This window comes from uncultured Apibacter sp. (assembly GCF_946479295.1).
Lineage (GTDB): Bacteria > Bacteroidota > Bacteroidia > Flavobacteriales > Weeksellaceae > Apibacter.
Genome location: NZ_CAMLFD010000005.1, coordinates 33,331 through 52,417 on the forward strand (window position 1 = coordinate 33,331; position 19,087 = coordinate 52,417).

Annotated in this window: 12 protein-coding genes and 1 riboswitch; of the genes, 10 read left to right on the forward strand and 2 right to left on the reverse strand. The window is 31.6% G+C overall.

Features of this window, described 5'->3' with window-relative positions; genetic code table 11:
* Nucleotides 1-8 precede the first annotated feature (8 nt).
* From Q0T35_RS05160 to Q0T35_RS05170, 3 genes are all read left to right on the forward strand, one after another.
* Entirely contained in the window at nt 9-872 is an 864-nt protein-coding gene (locus Q0T35_RS05160; RefSeq protein WP_295841231.1) for a phosphatidate cytidylyltransferase, read from the forward strand.
* Complete coding sequence (locus Q0T35_RS05165) at nt 869-1,525, forward strand: phosphatidylserine decarboxylase family protein (protein WP_293918061.1); 657 nt, start codon at nt 869-871, stop codon at nt 1,523-1,525. The genes Q0T35_RS05160 and Q0T35_RS05165 overlap by 4 nt, the downstream gene beginning before the upstream one ends.
* Nucleotides 1,526-1,714: 189 nt before the next feature.
* Complete coding sequence (locus Q0T35_RS05170) at nt 1,715-2,599, forward strand: bifunctional 5,10-methylenetetrahydrofolate dehydrogenase/5,10-methenyltetrahydrofolate cyclohydrolase (RefSeq protein ID WP_293918063.1); 885 nt, start codon at nt 1,715-1,717, stop codon at nt 2,597-2,599.
* 64 nt (nt 2,600-2,663) lie between these two features.
* On the opposite strand, the gene Q0T35_RS05175 is transcribed toward Q0T35_RS05170, so the two are convergent.
* Nucleotides 2,664-3,716 (reverse strand): HmuY family protein, encoded by a 1,053-nt coding sequence (locus Q0T35_RS05175; RefSeq protein ID WP_295841233.1) that lies wholly within the window; start codon nt 3,714-3,716, stop codon nt 2,664-2,666.
* Nucleotides 3,717-3,719: 3 nt separating this feature from the next.
* Nucleotides 3,720-5,891: a TonB-dependent siderophore receptor gene (locus Q0T35_RS05180; protein ID WP_295841235.1), complete on the reverse strand. Its 2,172-nt coding sequence runs from the start codon at nt 5,889-5,891 to the stop codon at nt 3,720-3,722.
* A gap of 609 nt (nt 5,892-6,500) precedes the next feature.
* On the opposite strand from Q0T35_RS05180, the gene Q0T35_RS05185 reads away from it, so the two are divergent.
* From Q0T35_RS05185 to Q0T35_RS05215, 7 genes are all read left to right on the forward strand, one after another.
* Nucleotides 6,501-10,748, forward strand: a complete 4,248-nt coding sequence (locus Q0T35_RS05185; RefSeq protein ID WP_295841236.1) for a cobaltochelatase subunit CobN — start codon at nt 6,501-6,503, stop codon at nt 10,746-10,748.
* A 19-nt stretch (nt 10,749-10,767) separates the two neighbouring features.
* Nucleotides 10,768-11,454 (forward strand): hypothetical protein, encoded by a 687-nt coding sequence (locus tag Q0T35_RS05190; RefSeq protein WP_295841237.1) that lies wholly within the window; start codon nt 10,768-10,770, stop codon nt 11,452-11,454.
* Nucleotides 11,455-11,495: 41 nt separating this feature from the next.
* Nucleotides 11,496-12,092, forward strand: coding sequence for a MotA/TolQ/ExbB proton channel family protein (locus Q0T35_RS05195; protein ID WP_293918074.1), 597 nt, complete (start codon nt 11,496-11,498; stop codon nt 12,090-12,092).
* Between the two features lies 1 nt (nt 12,093).
* Nucleotides 12,094-12,429, forward strand: coding sequence for a DUF2149 domain-containing protein (locus Q0T35_RS05200; protein WP_293918076.1), 336 nt, complete (start codon nt 12,094-12,096; stop codon nt 12,427-12,429).
* Between the two features lie 160 nt (nt 12,430-12,589).
* Nucleotides 12,590-15,121: an ATP-dependent Clp protease ATP-binding subunit gene (locus Q0T35_RS05205; RefSeq protein ID WP_295841239.1), complete on the forward strand. Its 2,532-nt coding sequence runs from the start codon at nt 12,590-12,592 to the stop codon at nt 15,119-15,121.
* An 86-nt stretch (nt 15,122-15,207) separates the two neighbouring features.
* The gene (locus tag Q0T35_RS05210; protein WP_295841240.1) at nt 15,208-16,356 is read left to right on the forward strand and encodes an MFS transporter; all 1,149 of its coding nucleotides are present in this window, start codon (nt 15,208-15,210) and stop codon (nt 16,354-16,356) included.
* A gap of 72 nt (nt 16,357-16,428) precedes the next feature.
* Nucleotides 16,429-16,529: riboswitch (SAM riboswitch) on the forward strand.
* A gap of 113 nt (nt 16,530-16,642) precedes the next feature.
* Complete coding sequence (locus tag Q0T35_RS05215; protein WP_295841241.1) at nt 16,643-19,087, forward strand: TonB-dependent receptor; 2,445 nt, start codon at nt 16,643-16,645, stop codon at nt 19,085-19,087.

A 19,087-nucleotide genomic window follows, 5' to 3' on the forward strand; every position in this document is an offset into this window, starting at 1 on the left:
TTAATTTTGTGAAAACGATAATTATCCGTTCCCTATCAGGATTAGTATATGTGTTGCTTATTTTTTTATGCACTACTAATTTTTTATCAGACTTATTACATATTTATTTCGATATAAAAATAAATCCATGTTATCTACTTTATAGCTTACTCACAATTTTTCTATTGGGAAGCGTTTTAGAGACCATAAAACTTTTAAAATATTCAAATATTATATATAAGATATTAACATTTGTTTTAATAGGTATCGTATATTTTAAATTTTCTCAAAGTTTTTTTAATAGCAGTTTTAGTTTAAAAATATTATATTGGAGATATATATTAATTTTAATATTATTTATTCTCTCAATTGTAACTCTATTTTATTATTCAGACGAACTCTATACAGATAGTGCCAAACTAATCTTTACTACTGCGTATTTGAGCATTCCTTTTAGTCTTTCTTTAACGATTCCAAAAAGTATAAATCCATTAACGCCAGAGATTTTCTATGTATTTTTACTATTATGGATCAGTGATAGTTTTGCCTATTTAGTGGGAAGTAAATTTGGGAAAAGAAAACTTGCGCCTAAAATTTCTCCTAATAAATCGGTTGAAGGTTTGATCGGAGGGATACTGGGAACTATCCTAATAGGTTTTCTATTGGAATATCTCGTACCAGGATTACGAGGCAACTGGATTGTGATAAGTTTAATTATAGCTATATTTGCACCAATTGGCGATCTAGCCGAATCAAAGCTGAAAAGAAAATTTTCTGTAAAAGATTCCGGGAATTTAATTCCAGGACACGGTGGATTGTTGGATCGATTAGATAGTTTTATCTTATGTGTTCCTGCAATATTTACCTATTATTTATTAAGTGCTATCATATGAGATTACACAAGGAAGGAAAGCCCTTTATAGGAATTAGTTTTATAACAAGTATTCTGGTAAGTATACTTGCACTTTATTTTCTTAAATATTGGGGGCTTATAATTGCAATACCATTCATTATCCTTTTATTTTTTACTGTTTGGTTTTTCAGAAATCCAATTAGAAATTATGATGCTAAAGAGAATGAGATAATTGCTCCGGTAGATGGTAAAGTAGTTATAGTAAAGGAAGTTTACGAAAAAGAATTTCTTAAAACCAATTGTATACAAGTATCTATATTTATGTCTCCCTTAAATGTACATGTATGTAGGTATCCTGTCAGTGGAAAAGTTATATTCAAAAAATACCATCCCGGAAAGTTCTTAGTGGCCTGGCATGAAAAATCTTCAGAATTAAATGAAAGAACTACCGTAGCAGTTGAAACACCTTTTAATCAAAAGGTTTTATTTAGGCAAATTGCAGGTGCTATGGCTAGAAGAATTGTTATATATTCAGAAATAGGGGATATGGCTGTTGCAGGTAAGGAATTCGGATTTATTAAATTTGGTTCAAGGATGGATGTATTTCTTCCTTTAAAAACTGAAATTTTAGTTAAAGTTGGGGATGTTATATTAAATGGTGGTGAAAAAGTAATTGCCAGATTGAGGAATTAAAATTTAAATAATATAACTTAGATAATTGATTTAAATATATACTTTTATTATATATTTCTACATTTACCTTTAATTTTTTATAAAAATTTATTTAGTTTAATTTTAACAAAATTGAAAATCTTAACTATTTAAATATAAACATATAAGAGTTAATTTTTTACATTTGCCAAACTAAATAATAATTGAATTATGGCGAATATTTTAGATGGTATTAAATTATCTAAACAAATAAAACAAGAAATTAAAGAAGAAGTTTCCCAATATATAAACCAAGGACATCGTCAACCTCATTTATTAGCAGTTCTTGTAGGTGATAATCCTGCAAGCCAAACTTACGTAAATAATAAAATTAAAGATTGTCAGGCTGTAGGTTTTACATCATCAATAATAAAACTTAAGAGTACGATAACTGAAGAAGAATTATTACAAGAAATAAAAAAGATTAATGAGGCCGATGATCTAGATGGATTCATAGTTCAGTTACCTCTTCCTAAGCATATAAATCAAGAAAAAATTATAATGGCTATTAATCCGGAAAAAGATGTAGACGGTTTTCATCCTACTAATTTTGGAAAAATGGCTTTGGAAATAGAAAGTTTTTTACCGGCAACTCCTTATGGTATTATGGAAATGCTATCTAGATATGAAATACCTACCGAAGGTAAAGAGGTAGTTGTTATAGGAAGAAGCAGGATTGTAGGACGCCCCATGAGTATTCTATTAAGCAAAAAAGGATATCCGGGAGATGCAACTGTTACATTAGTTCACTCTAAAACCGTCAATATAGCTAAACATACTCAAAATGCCGATATTATTATTACCGCTTTAGGTGTACCTCATTTTTTAAAAGCCAATATGATTAAAAAAGGATCAGTGATAGTGGACGTGGGAATTACTAAATTAGAAGATCCAACCAAAGAAAAAGGCTATTATCTAGCAGGTGATGTTGATTTTCCGGAAGTGGCAGAAAAAGCATCTTGGATTACACCTGTTCCAGGTGGAGTAGGCCCCATGACTAGAGCTATGCTCTTAAAGAATACCTTATTTGCCTACACCCAAAATATAAGTAAATAAAAAAAAATAAACAGGCTGTTGATTTTTTTTACAACAACCTGTTTTCAAATTATAAATAAATAAATTAATTAATGAGCAAGCTATATTCGAATTTAGGATATCCTCTTCGTCCATCTTTATCAGTCATATTCAAAAATTTCAATTTAAACAAATTCCCTTTTGAATCCTTAAGTACATAGAATCTATCAGTATATACCTTAGCTCCCCCATAGGTTGTCCTCCAACTAGAGCCGATAACCCGATGGTCATTATAAACAAATTTGGTAGGATCCACCTTTTCTTTAGTAAAATCTTCGTAACTACCTACTTCAGATAGGTTTGCTTGATACGCGCCTGTATTATTCATCGTATTAATTATAACGAAATCCGAGAACGTATACGTACCATGTCCTTTATTTTCGTTAATAAATACAGTAAAACACATATCCCACAGATCTTTAGGAGGTTGAACATTTACAATTCCGTGAGCTAAACTAATATAAGAAAAATGATAATCTTTATCTTTTTTAACAATCATCTCCTTATGGGTAGTGTCAGAAATATCAGCATATTGAATTTTATAGCTGTTAGAATCATTTCTAAGTATCCTAATTTTTTTCCAACCCCTATGTTCTCCGACAACCTTTAGATCATCCGTATTATTTTGGTAAACCGAGTGTCCCATATTAATAAGATAAACATGATTTTCATCTTCTTTTAAACTGATTTCGTCTATAGCGGTACGATCTAGATAATTTCCCATTATATCATCTACATACTTTACATTATCTGGTTGGAAATCACCAACAGTTACCAGCGATTTTAGAGAAGCAACATCGGATTCATTAACTTCATCAATAGAAATACTATTCAACTTTGCAGCAGCCATTAAGATAGAATTATTTAAAATTACACGAAATTGATCTCCACCATAAAACCCGAAATCCCAAATGTCTCGTTGATTTACGTTGACTCTGCTTTGATCCAAATCTACCCAAACCTGATTCGGTTCCGTAGGACCTCCGACAGGAATGTCTAGTATGGCTCCGGGCTGTGGAACATATATAGGACTGTCATCCTCTTTACAGCTGAGAATGATAAAGAAAGAGGTAAGTATGCAAAAACAATATTTTTTCATGAGTTATATATTAAAATTAAATCCAAGTTTAGCGAAGTACGATCTACCGTAAAATAAATTAATACTTTTTATAGGTCCATCATGAGCGCCACTTTGCGCAGCAGTCGTATTTACCTTTTTAACATCAAAAATATTTCGTACACCCGCTGTCAATTCAATAAATTTGTTAAAAAATGATTTTCTTACAGAAAAATCAAGTAAATTAAAGTCATCTTGTTTTCCTAAATAATAGGAATCAGTTTTAGAATCCAAGACATAAGAAGACTCTTTCCCATTGTATTTATAAAAGAGAGAAAAGGTTGTTCCCCATTTTTTTAAAGTGTAATTAAGATTTGAGTTTAGCTGAAATGTGTATAGATAATCGTTATCAGGAGTGGTAATATGAATTCCGTTAATGTTATCTTCTAACGTTCTGGAAACTCCGAAATAAGAAGCATTCAAATTAAAATGAATATTATTTATTCTCATATTAGAATTTAATTGAACTCCCCATCTCTTAAATTTATCTACATTCAAATACTTATATTCTAAAGGCTGCATATTTACAGTTGCGAGTTCAATTCTATCTTTGAGATTGATATAAAGCGTGCTTAATGTAATATCGCCTTTGAAGTTATCCTTAGATTTGAATTTTTGATTCCAATAAATAGAACTGGAATATCCTTTTTCAGGAATTAAATCTTCATTTCCTTGTACATTATGATTGGTATCAACAAAATAAGTATATAACTCATCAAAATTTGGTGTACGATTTGTTGTGGTTATTTCTGTTCGGAAATTTGAATAGGGGGATAATTGATATTTCATAGCAAGCGAATAAGAATATTGATTTTCAAATTTCGTGTTAAAGCTAGCTCTGAACCCGGGCTTTAAAGAAATCTCGGGGCTTGCCTTAATCTCAGTGGAACCAAATACATCATAATTGTCTAAATGTTTTCGTAAATCTTTCTGAAAACCTGAAGTATTCATTCCTCCAATAGAACTGGAATTAGCAGATCTTAGTCCTTCTATAAAATTAAATTCATAACCGATTTGATAAGATAAAAATTTACTCATTGAGGGTGATGTGAATGTTCCACGAGTATACCAAGCTTCCGTGCCTGCATATTTTTTATAAGCATCTTTCTTTCCGAAAGTTTCTCTCATTCCTATGTCATAAACATAATCTCTGCTTTTACGACTTTGTTTTTGATAGGAAAAATCTCCGTTATAATTTAAATAATTAAATAGTTTAGCATTTAAAAATAAATGATGGAGCCAACGATCTGTTTTGTAATTTCTGTCTTTAGAAGCATAAGTGAAAAGCCCTCCATCAGAAAGAGATCTGTAATCAACTATAGGATTATAATAGTTGGTTAATTCATTTAAGTATTGTAAATTGTAAAAAGCATTAAAATTTGTTGATTTATAATTGATCAGAGCATTTGAATTCCATTGTTCTTTAGGTAACCATTCATACCCTCTTTTCCCATCATTTTCAAAATATCTCTTTCCTTCTTTATTACCAAAATAGCCTTTAAAATCATTACGATTAGCTCCTATGGAAATATACCATTTTTCGGATAAGGAATGAGAAATATCAAATGATTGAATATGCCTTCCTTGTTCCTTCCAATCGTACTCTTTACCTACAGTTTCTTCTTGTAAATATCCGTTAATTTTCCATTTTGAATTAATCTTCTTTCTGGTGATAATGTTAATAACACCGGTAAGAGAATTAGAACCGTAATCAGTTCCCATACTACCTCGTACAATTTCAATTCTTTCAACATTATCTAAATTAATTTTAGTTAAATCGACATTCGAACCCATTCCATAGTCGCTAACCATAGGTATATTATCAATTAATACTTTAAAATATTGACCATCCAAGCCGAAAAGTGAAGCCTCGGAATCTCCGTTTTTGCTGTTGGGTATGGTTATAAAATTCAGATAATAACTTAAAATGTCCGATATCGTCGTAGCAGCTCTATTTTTAATATCTTCTTGAGAAATTACTTCAACTTGGTAAATGGACTTATTAACACTTTGTTGCTGATATTGTCCGGTTACAACAACCTCATCAATATCTTTTTCTTTATTTTCCTTATCCCTAGTTTCCTGTGAATAAGTAAAAGAACATATTATTATCGTTAATGAAAATAAAAAGAACTTTTTGTAGCTATTCTTTTTCATAGTTTTTTTTTGACAAAAGTAAAAATAATTTAGAATAGTTCTAAATATTATTTAGAATAATTATAAATATAATTGAGAACAATTCTAAATAATATTTATATTTGCGCAAAATAAAATGAACAAAAAACTTAACAGTATGAAAAGGATTATGTCTTTACATGTTTGGTTAAAGCAAGTAAATGTACAGCGCCAAAAAGATAAAATTCTCAATATTTCATTGAACTTATCAAATATTATCAATAAATGGTCTCATGTCATTTTTATTATTCAAAAAACAATTGATATACAAAGAAATTCATTAGGGAAAAATCAAAAAAAAATTGAGCAGTTTTTTAAGAATTTCAAATTGATAAAAATAAATTATTACTATCATAAATTAAAAAATATAAAAGAGGGGTATTTTATTATCATTCAGACTGTCTGATATTTATAAATTTAGGTCTAGCGACAAGCATTAATTTATTCAAATAAAAGTAAAATTTAATATCTGAAAGGAGTAAATACTCTCTTGGACAGCTAGCCAATAAGCAGAAGTAGAAATAATTATTTGACTAAGATAAAAAATAATAAAAATAAATAACAATCATATTTTACATAAATATTATAAAAATGAAAAAAAAGAAGCTCTTATTCAGCGTTTTATTATGCATGCTTTTACTAGTAACAGGCTGGATAGTTTGGGAAAAAACAGCCTCTCCAACTAAAATAGCTTTGGTTAATTTCCAAAAATTTCAAACCACAAGTCTTATACAATCCAATAAAGATAAATTCATACAATTCGAAGAAGTATCCTTAGATAATTTGTCGAAACTAAAAAATTATGACTTTATTTTAGGTTTTGGTATGGGAATGAAGGCTAGTGCTGAGGATAGGGAACAGTTAAAAAAAATAATGGAGGATGGAATTCCCTTCTATATATACCGTGCTACCAATCCAGAAAATAATCTCTGTAATTTAGACAGTATTAAAAGAAAAGCTATCGAGTCTTATATGGATAGTGGAAATAAAAAAAACTATCAAAGTCTTGCTCGATATGTCCGTAAAAATATTGATAAGAAAAGATTCTTTGTAAACTCTCCGGATCCAGCTGTGGAAACAGCCGAAGATGTATATTATCATATAGATGAAAATGTTTCCTTTAAAAATATAAATGAATACGAAGCGTACCTTAAGAACAAAAAATTTTATAAAGAGGGAGCTTCCAAGATAGCAATTCTAGGAGGGTTAAATGATCCGTATAGCGGAAATAGAGACAATCTAGATAGTCTAATCGTTTCCTTACAAAAAAGAGGATTTAATGTATACCCTGTTTCATCCACTTTTGAAAGACTTGAATTTTTGAAAGAAATACAACCCGATGCCGTTATCCATTTTGCACACGGAAGATTAGCATTAGGAAATGCAGAGGAAGCAATTAACTGGTTAAAAGAAAGGAATATTCCTGTTTTTACTCCGCTTACGATTTTAAAAACAAAAGAAGAATGGATAAATGATCCTATGGGAATGATGGGAGGTTTTCTTTCTCAAAGTGTAGTTATGCCGGAATTAGACGGATCTGTTTATCCCTATGTTTTAAATACACAAGAATTAACAGGGAAAAACCTATACCTGTTTAAAGCAGTACCTGAAAGGCTGACCAATTTTATACAAATTATTAACAATTTTATAGAACTGAAGAAGAAAAAGAATGAAGACAAAAAAATCGCAATCTATTATTATAAAGGTCCAGGGAAAGAATCTTTAACTGCTCAGGGATTAGAGACTGTACCTTCACTGTATAATTTTTTAAAAAGATTAAAGCAAGAAGGTTATAAAGTAGATAATTTACCCGATAACGTCCAGGAATTCGAACGCATGCTCATGGTTCAAGGTTCTGTAATGAGTACATATGCACATGGTGCCTTTGACGAATTTTTGAAAAATGGAAATCCAGAATTGATCGATAAAAATACATATGAATCCTGGGCGAAAAAGACGCTTACTCAGGAGAAATATGAAGAAGTAACTTCTATTTACGGAGATGCACCAGGTAATTATATGAGTAAAAATATAAACGGGAATTCATATTTAGCAATTTCTAGAATTCAATTTGGCAATATTGTTTTGTTACCGCAGCCTATGGCAGGGTTGGGAGAGGACAGCTTTGCAATTATACATGGAGCAAAAAGTGCACCCCCTCATACCTACATAGGATCATACTTGTGGGTTCAGAATGGTTTCCGTGCTGATGCACTTATTCATTTTGGTACCCATGGAAGTCTTGAGTTTACTCCACAAAAACAAGTTGCATTAAGCAATAATGACTGGCCGGATCGATTAGTTGGGACTTTACCTCATTTTTATTATTATACCATAGGAAATATCGGAGAAAGTATGATGGCTAAGAGACGTTCCTATGCTACTCTTATATCTTATTTAACCCCTGCATTTATGGAAAGTGAGACCCGTACTCAATTTAAGCAATTGCAGGATAAGATTCAATATTACTATAAATCTGAAGAAAAAAATCAACCCGTAGCATCGTTAGAAGTGAAAAAAATAGCGGTAAAAATGGGACTTCATAGAGATTTGCGTTTAGACAGCATTCTTACAAGACCTTATAAATTTGAGGAAATTGAAAGAATTGAAAATTTCGCGGAAGAAATTTCCAATGAAAAAATGACAGGTCATCTCTATACATCTGGAATACCTTATTCTAAAGATAAAATAAAATCTTCAGTACTGGCTATGAGTACAGATCCAATAGCTTATAGTTTAGCTAGTTTAGATAAGCAAAGAGGAAAGGTTACGGAAAAACAATTAAAAAATAAAGTTTTCTTTAGACAAAAATATCTCGATATTGCTAAAAATCTGGTTAATCAAGTATTAGCCGGAAAAGAAGTAAATACTACATTAATTTGCAATTTTGCTGGTATTGAAGAAAAAGATTTAGAACAATCTAAAGTAATTATATCTCCTCCAAAAAGGAAATTTAAAAAAAGCACTAAAAGTACAGCTGGTAAGCCTTCAATGAATGCCAAACAACCAGATGATAATAAGAATACTGCTTCGACTTTGTCCGCACAACACGATCATAAAGATTTAGAAAAAAATGCTAAAGCTCCACATCATCCAAATTCTGAAAAGAAAACGATGCATGGAATGTCTGAAAAGGAAGTGGTGTATACAAAAGAACAAAAAGCAAGAGCGAGGGCTATAATAGAAATAGAACGAACGATTACTAACATAAAAAAATATGAAAAGAACCTGGAATTAAGTCCAGAATTAGAATTTAAATCATTAATTAATGCCTTATCGGGAGGTTATATAGAGCCTTCTTCAGGAGGAGATGCCGTAGCCAATCCAAATGGAGTGCCAACGGGTAAAAATTTATATTCCATTAATGCGGAATCTACCCCTACTGAAATAGCATGGGACAGAGGTAAAGACCTTGTAAATGCAACCTTAGCTCAGTATAAAGCCAAACATGGAACTTATCCCAAAAAAGTAAATTACACATTCTGGAGTAGTGAATTTATTGAAAGTGAGGGAACAACCATAGCTCAAGTTTTATATATGTTAGGAGTAGAACCTATAAGAGATGCATTTGGAAGAGTATCTGATTTACAACTGATCGATTCTGATGTTTTAGGTAGGCCACGAATCGATGTTGTAGTACAAACATCCGGACAGTTTCGTGATCTAGCTGCCTCTCGATTAGCTCTTATTTCCAGAGCGGTTGAAATGGCAGCCTCAGCTAAAGATTCAAAATATGAAAATTTAGTAGCTCAAAGTACCTTAGATATAGAAAAAAGTCTGGTAGATGAAGGAGTATCTCCTCAAGAGGCAAGACAAATATCTACACAGCGTATATTTGGTGGAGTAAACGGAATGTATGGGACCGGAATTCAAGAAATGGTTACCAGCGGAGACAAATGGGAAAATGAAAAAGAAATAGCAGAAACCTATATAAATAATATGGGAGCAATTTATGGAAGTGATAAAAACTGGGGAAATTTTCATAAAGGTTTATTGAAAGCTGTATTAAAAAATACAGATATGGTTGTACATCCTAGACAGAGTAATACCTGGGGAGCTTTAAGCTTAGATCATGTATATGAATTCATGGGAGGAATGAATTTAGCTATACGCAATGTAACAGGTAAAGACCCTGATGCTTATTTTGCAGATTATAGAAATCACAATAATTTCAAAATGCAGGAATTAAAAGAGACCATTGGAGTAGAAGCACGTACGACCATCTTCAATCCGGCATATATAAAAGAAAAAATGAAAGGAGGAGCTTCCAGTGCTGCCGATATAACAGAAGTAGTGACCAATACCTATGGTTGGAATGTCATGAAGCCTGAAGTAATTGATAATGAAATGTGGAATCAAATTTATGATATATATGTAAAAGATAAAACTAATCTGGGTACGAAAGAATTTTTCAAAAAAGTTAGTCCTGCTGCATTAGAAGAAATAACGGCGATTATGTTAGAAACATCCAGAAAAGGCATGTGGAAGGCAACTGATGAACAACTAAAGCAAACGGCTTTGTTACATACACAGATCGTGAAAGAGTTTGGACATTCAGGTGCAGGATTTTCAGGGAATAACAAAAAATTACAGAATTATATTGCCAATAAGGTAGAATCTCAACAAGCTGCAGAATATAAGCAACAACTTACTAAAATAGAAGTAGGAGAATCCACATCTGCCAACAAGGATGGTATGGTTCTGAAAAAAGAAGAAGTATCCAAAGGTATTTCTAAATCAGAAAAAACTAATATAAACAGTATTATTATTGTCGCAGGCATATGCATCGTTATTATTTTACTTATAATTTATATCAAGAAAAGAAGAAAAAACGGTTAAGATAAAATAAATTGAGCTTATGGAATTAATCCTACAACTATTAATGGTGCTTATAGTGATAAATAGCATGGTTAAGCTAAGTTTTTGGAAAATAGGACAGATTGGGATAATGATAGTAATGTATGCAGCTTTTATATTATTGATTTATCCTTTGGCTATTAAACAATCTAAAACACAGATTGAGGATTTTTTATCTAATATGGTTATGATGCAAAATGTGTCAGTACTTATAACCGTAGAATCCACCATATGTTTTGCCTTTTGTTTTGCCGCATTGAAGGAATTGTTTGGAAAGAAAAAAAGTAAATTAGTCATGATTGTATTAAAATATTATCCGGGATTATTGCTCTTTTTAGTAATATTCTATGGTTTGACCCAATCTATCTTTACATTTACCGGCAGAAGCTTTTTCACCATAACATTCCTTTATGCATTTTTTTTCCTCCTGCTTATAATTATGGGAATTTTGTTTATCAAAAAAGTTATTCCTGAAATTGATATAAGGCTCGAAGTACATTTTATTGTTAGCCTACTGATATGTATTTTAGGTCTCATTACAACGGTTGATGGAAAAATAGTATATAAAACGTCTGAAGAATCGATAAACTTAAAATATATATTCTTATCTATAGGACTTTTTCTTATCTTTTTTATTGTAGGCTTTTTAGGAAATAGAATTAAATGGAAGTTGAAAAAGATTAAATAATCGTTAAAACTAAAAAAATAATAAAAATAAAGTAACTAAAAATGGAAATTATATCAAAAGTATTATTTTGGGTAGCAAATAGTTTATTAATTCCGGATATCATTATCTTACTTATTTTATTTGCACGTTCGTTGCTTCTCTTAGGAGGTTTTTACAATCAGTTTATAACAAAAAGAAAAAATGATAAAATAGTAAATCCTCTAATTGAAACTCTGACTCAAGAATCCATAAAAGAATTACAAATAGCATTGCCAAAAAAAGATAATTCTTTGTATATAAAATATTTAAAATCACTATTGGATAATACAATTAATGAAGCATATGCGGATTTCACTATTTCTAATTTCGAAAATGATCTGGAAAAAGATTTGTCGTTATCAAAAATGCTCGCAAAATTAGGTCCTGTATTAGGATTAATAGGTACATTAATAGCAATGAGCCCTGCTTTAGTTGGATTATCTACCGGCGATATTTCAGGCATGGCGTATAATATGCAAGTAGTATTTGCTACCACTGTAGTTGGATTGGTAGTAAGTGCCATTGGATTAGTAACCTTACAAGTTAAACAAAGATGGTATGCTAAAGAGGTTAATAATTTAGATTATGTAGCAAGAATAGCAACAGGAAACATAAATTAAAATGAGAAGGAGAAAAAGAATCAACAGATTTTTAAAAGAAGAAGATACCGATCCACTTAGTGTGATAGTAAATTTGTTCGATGTAGCTATGGTATTTGCGGTAGCTTTAATGGTGGCAATGGTGATGAATTTAAATATGAGTGAAGTCTTTTCAAAAGAAGATTTTACAATTGTCAAAAATCCGGGAAAAGATGACATGGAAATCATTACCAAAGAAGGAAATAAAATAAATAAATATACACCTTCTCAAGAAAAATCATCGGGTAAAAAAGGGAAAAAGGTTGGTATTGCCTATGAGCTTGAAAGTGGAGAAATAATATACGTTCCTGAAAAATAGCATGGGCCTTATATGATTTTTTAAAATAATATGTTATATTTATCATAAAAAAAGATTATATATCCCTTAAATATATGACAAAATAACCGATAATTAAACTGGCATGATAAATGCAAGATTCAAATCATAAAATAGTTAAATATAGAACAGTAAGTCATACATGAACGAAAATTTTTCACAACAAGTAAAAGATGTAATAAGCTTCAGTAATGAAGAAGTATTACGTTTAGGTAATGACCATTTAGGTACAGAACATCTTATACTGGGTATCTTACGTGAAGGTAATAGTAAAGCTATAACCATACTTCAAAGTTTAAATGTTGATTTAGGAGAATTAAAACAAAAAATTGAAAATCTTAATAAACCAGACATTAATATAAAAGTAGATAGGAGTAGTATTCCATTTACTAAAGCTGCCGAAAGAGCATTAAAAACCAGCTTTTTAGAAGCAAAACTTTTTAGAAGCCCGGAAATAGAAACTATACATTTGTTATTATGTATATTGAGAATAGAAAGTGACCCTGTAACCCAAATTTTTAAAAAGTATAATATAGATGCAAATACAGTGAGGGAAGAGTACAGATTTCAATTTCAAGAGGATTTTACCGATCAACCAGTCAATGAGTTTTCTGAAGAAGAGAGCATTAGTGAGGGCAATCAATACGAAGCACCCAAAGGAGGAAGATCCAATCAATCAAAAAGTAGAACTCCTGTGTTGGATAATTTTGGTAGAGATTTGACCGCAGCTGCGATGGAAGGAAGGTTAGATCCTGTAGTAGGAAGAGAAAAGGAAATAGAAAGAGTATCACAGATTTTAAGTAGGAGAAAAAAGAATAATCCCTTATTAATAGGAGAGCCAGGTGTTGGAAAATCTGCTATTGCAGAAGGATTGGCATTACGAATTGTACAAAAAAAAGTTTCCCGAGTATTATATAACAAAAGAGTAGTTACCTTAGATGTAGCAAGTCTAGTTGCAGGAACCAAATATAGGGGGCAGTTTGAGGAAAGAATGAAAGCAATAATGAATGAACTTGAAAAAAATTCAGATATCATTCTTTTCATTGATGAAATTCATACTATTGTAGGAGCTGGAGGAGCCACAGGTTCGCTAGATGCTTCTAATATGTTTAAGCCTGCCTTAGCTAGAGGAGAAATCCAATGCATAGGAGCTACAACATTAGATGAATATAGACAATACATTGAAAAAGACGGAGCTTTAGAAAGACGTTTTCAAAAAGTAATGGTTGAACAAACTTCACCGGAAGAAACTATTATTATTTTGAATCAAATTAAAGATAAATACGAAGAGCATCACAATGTGACTTATACCGATGAGGCGATAAAAGCCTGTGTAAATCTAACAACAAGGTATATCACAGATAGATACTTGCCGGATAAAGCTATTGATGCTTTAGATGAAGCTGGATCCAGAGTTCATATCAAAAATATTAAAGTTCCTAAGGAAATTGTTAATTATGAAAAAGAACTTGAGAAAATTAGAGCGGAAAAAACAAAGGTCATAAAGAGTCAAAAATATGAGGAAGCCGCTAAATTAAGAGATACAGAGAAAGAAATAGAAAATAAATTAGCAAATGCACAGAGAGAATGGGAAAAATCCTCAAGAGAGCATAGAGAGATAGTAACCGAAGACAATGTTGCAGAAGTAGTTTCTATGATGAGTGGAGTTCCCGTGCAAAGAGTAGCAGAAGGAGAGCTTAAAAAATTAGCTCAAATGAAGGATTTAATGAAAGGTAAAATTATAGGTCAGGACGAAGCTGTTAATAAAGTGGTTAAAGCCATACAAAGAAATCGAGCAGGGTTAAAAGATCCTAATCGACCTATAGGAACATTTATATTTTTAGGAGCTACAGGAGTTGGAAAAACTCAATTGGCAAAGGTTATTGCAAGAGAATTATTCGATTCGGACGATGCACTTATCAGAATCGACATGAGTGAATACATGGAAAAATTTGCTATTTCCAGATTAGTAGGAGCTCCTCCAGGATATGTAGGATATGAAGAAGGGGGGCAGCTTACCGAATCTGTAAGAAGAAAACCATATGCAGTAATTCTTTTAGATGAAATTGAAAAAGCACATCCGGACGTATTTAATATTTTATTACAAATTTTAGATGACGGACATGTAACCGATAGTCTAGGTAGAAAAGTAGATTTTAGAAATACTATAATTATCTTAACTTCAAATATCGGTACGCGTGAATTAAAAGAATTTGGTGATGGAGTAGGGTTTGGAACTTCTGCCAAAAAATCCTCTTCAGATATCAGAGCTAAATCGACACTGGAAAATGCGCTAAAAAGAACTTTTGCTCCTGAATTTTTGAACAGAATTGATGATGTAATCATTTTTAATAACCTTGAAAAAAATGATATTTCTAAAATCATAGATTTAGAGTTAGCAAACGTTTATGATAGGATAGCTAAAATCGGTTATAAAGTTGAATTATCGCCGGAAGCAAAAGAATTTATCATAGAAAAAGGTTGGGACAAAAATTTTGGTGCTCGTCAACTTAAAAGAGCTATACAAAAATATGTAGAAGACGTAATTGCTGAAGAGATAATTAATTCATCTATTCATGATGGAGATCACTTATATATAGGTTTAAATAAAGAAAAGGATAGCACTGATATAAAAGTGATGGAGGTTGAAAATGAATCTCCTAATAGCAAATAAAATTTTAATTATTAAATTAAGTGAAAGCCTGCTTGATTCAATCAAGCAGGCTTTTTTTAGATAAAAATTTGATATTTTAATAAGTCATGATTAATAAAAAGCATTTGCCCAGAATAGCCGTAACCTTTTTATTCTTTTTCTTTGGAGGAAGTTCAGCAACTTGGGCATCGCGCATTCCTACCATAAAATCATCCTTACAAGTATCTGATGCTGATTGGGGATTGGTACTGTTATTTTTATCAATAGGTACGTTGATAACCTTGCCCTTTGCTGGGCATTTAATTAAAATGATCGGAAGTAAAAAATCTACCCTTATAGGTATAATTCTATATTTTATATGCTTAATAGGGATAGGATTTTGCGGAAAATTATGGCAGTTGAAATTAAATTTAATATATTACGGTGCTTTAGGGAATCTAACTAATATAGCCATTAATACCCAAGCGGTTAATGTATCGAAATCTTATAAAGGACAGATTATTGGTTCAATGCATGGTACTTGGAGTATCGGTGGATTTTTTGCCTCTTGGTTAGGAGCTATAATGATTGCCAAAAGTATTCCGCCTTCTGAACATTTTATATTCTATTCTTCCACAGGAATAGTAGTATCCTTGTTATTCTTCAGATTTTTATTAGCAGATGAAGATAAAGACAAGCCAAAAGAAAGCAACTCAACATTAAAATTCAGAATAGCCGATAATTATCTTATAGTATTAGGTTTTTTAGCTTTTTTTGCTATGGTCGCTGAAGGCACCATGACCGACTGGTCAAATGAATATATGAAAATTATAGTAAAATCAGATAAAAGATATATAGGTTATGGATTGACTGCCTATATGGCAGCTATGGCGTCAGGAAGATTTATTTCTGATTTTGTTGTTCGTAAGTTTGGCAGTACAATTACTTTAACTTATAGTGGAATATTAATATTTATTGGAATGATGAGCGCTGTTTTATTTCCTTCTCTTATCGTCACTCTTATTTCTTTTATAATTGTTGGATTGGGAATATCTGCCATTGTTCCTTTAGTATATACCTTAGCCGGAAATTCTAAAACAACTTCCCCTGAACAAGCATTAACAATAATAACCAGCATAGGATTTATCGGTTTTTTTCTAGGCCCTCCCTGTATAGGATTTTTATCAGAAAAATTTTCATTACAAGTTTCTTTTGCATTTATTTCCTTATTCGGATTAGGAATAGTTCTTTTAGTTAGATTTTTTAAGATAAAATAACTACCTTAGCATTCGGGATAAAAATATATAATATAAAATTATTTTTTTATAAAAATAATGGTATATTTACATTGCTTATCAAGAAAGGAGGAGGGACTGGCCCTATGATACCTTGGCAACCGGCCTGACTGGGCTTGGTGCTAATTCCAACCCTAAATGGGGGAAGATGAGTAATTCACTAGTTGGTGTGTTGTTTGGTTAGTTAGTGAATAATTTCTTTTTTCCTTTTTTGGTTTTTCTTGATACAGTTTCAATAAAATATAATTTAGTAACTGTAAGAAAAATAATGAAAAAAGTTTCTTTGTTAATTGTAAGTATACTTTTAGAATTTACTAATGTTTTTAATGCTCAAGTAAAGCAGGTAGTTGATTCATTAGACCTTGAGGAGATTGTGGTAGTAGGAGGTCGTAATTCCGACCGTACTAAGGTAAATTCTCCCGTCGCAGTTGATGTAATAGATGTCAGGAAAATTGAAAAATCATCTCCACAACTAACAGTGAATGATTTATTGAATTATTTAGTTCCCTCTTTTAATTCTGTTAGACAATCTTCTTCTGACGGTACCGAACATATCGACCCTGCTACTTTACGAGGAATGGGCCCCGATCAGGTATTAGTTTTAGTTAATGGCAAAAGAAGACATACAACTTCTTTAGTAAATTATCAAAATACAGTTGGGAATGGGTCAGTAGGCACGGATATGAGCGCAATACCGGTGTCTTCAATTGAAAAAATAGAGGTATTACGTGATGGATCAGCTGCGCAATATGGTTCAGATGCTATAGCAGGTGTTATTAATATTATTTTAAAGAAAAATAAAGGAGGATCAGCGTCAGTAACCTATGGGTTAACTAATAGAAATGATGGAGAAAATTATAATTTCAGCGGAAACTACGGTACAAAATTGGGAGATCAAGGAGGTAGTATAAATCTGTCATTTGTAGTGAGCCAAAGAAATAAAACGAATCGTTCCTATGATAATAATCTGGATAAGTTTGGAGATAACTTTGCCTATGATTTTGCGTCCGATCCCAACCAAGCAAGATTAGATGATGAAAAGATTATGGCTGAAAAGAAGCTTTCCCAAAAGAATTTTCGATTTCGGGTCGGAGATGCCCAAATCAAAAATCAGCAGTTTTTTGTAAATGCCATTTACCCATTATCTGAAAAAATTGAATTTTATTCTTTCGGCGGTGCCAGTTTAAGGCAGGGAGAAGGAGCGGAATTCAGAAGACTTCCTAGTGAAAAAGAAAATGTCGTAGCGGAATTATACCCAGTAGGCTTTCAACCGTTATTAAAATCAAACATATATGATATTTCTAATTCTACAGGTGCACGATATAACCACAATAATTGGTTTATAGACCTTAGTAATACTTTTGGAGAAAACATATTTGATTATAAAACCTCCCAAACTAATAATGCTTCTTTAGGTGTTCATTCGCCTACCGAATTCAAAGCAGGAGGACATGAATTTTTACAGAATACATTAAATTTAGATATTTCTAAAAAAATAAATGAAATATTTACGATTGCCTTTGGAGGAGAATTTAAATATGAACAATATGAAATTAAGGCAGGAGAGGATGGCTCTTGGATGCGTTATGATAAATTTGGAAATCCGATAACGGTTTCAACAAATCCCTCAGATATATTAGGCGAAGGGGGATCACAAGGCTTTATAGGATTTTCACCCCAGAATGCATTAAAAAAAGATAGGAATAATGCTTCCGGTTATACCGATATTGCTTTTAAGAAAGGAAAATTTACCAGTGATTTAGCAGGAAGATATGAGCATTATTCCGATTTTGGTAATTCCTTGATAGGAAAATTGGCTCTGAGATATGAATATCTTAATGGTTTTGCTGTAAGAGGGGCTTTTAGCAATGGATTTAGAGCTCCATCTTTGCAACAACAATATTTTAATAATTCTTTTGCAAGTATAGCAAACTCAGGTTCTGGCATAGTTTCTAAAGGAATTTTTACTAATGACAGTCAACTTGCCAAAGCTTTAGGAATTGAAAAGCTTAAAGAAGAAAAATCAATAAATGCGAGCGCAGGTTTGACATTTAAACCTACAAATAAAATATACGTTACGGCAGATGCCTACTATATAAAAGTTAAAGATCGAATTGTACTGACTAGTGAGTTTGTTAATGCTAAAGTTGAATCTTATGGAGTGGAAGGTGCACGATTTTTTACAAATGCAGTCGATACAGAAACCAAAGGAATTGATGTTGTCGCTATTTATAAAGTAAGCTTAGGAAAAGGAAATTTAGACATTAGCTTGTCAGGAAATTATACTGAAACGGAGATAGTAGATTTTCATTTCCCGGATGTTTTTGAAGGAAATAGAGATGAATATTTTGGACCGGATCAAACCAATATTATAGAATCATTGAGTCCTAAAGCAAAAGCATCTTTAGGCTTAACATACAGCTTACCCAAATGGAATGTTTTAATAAGAAATACTTATTTTGGGAAAGTTACTAGGGATGGATACCCTTTTGGAGGCGTGCAACATCATGATCCAAAGTTGGTAACCGATTTTAGTATTGCTTATACGATTAATAAAGATTGGGTATTTACACTTGGCGGAAATAATGTTTTTGATGTTTTTCCTGATAAGCAAATATATGAAAATTCATATTATAATGTTTTTAAATATGCTCCGGTCCAAATGGGTACAACTGGTGCTAATTGGTTTGCAAGACTTACTATGAATTTTTAA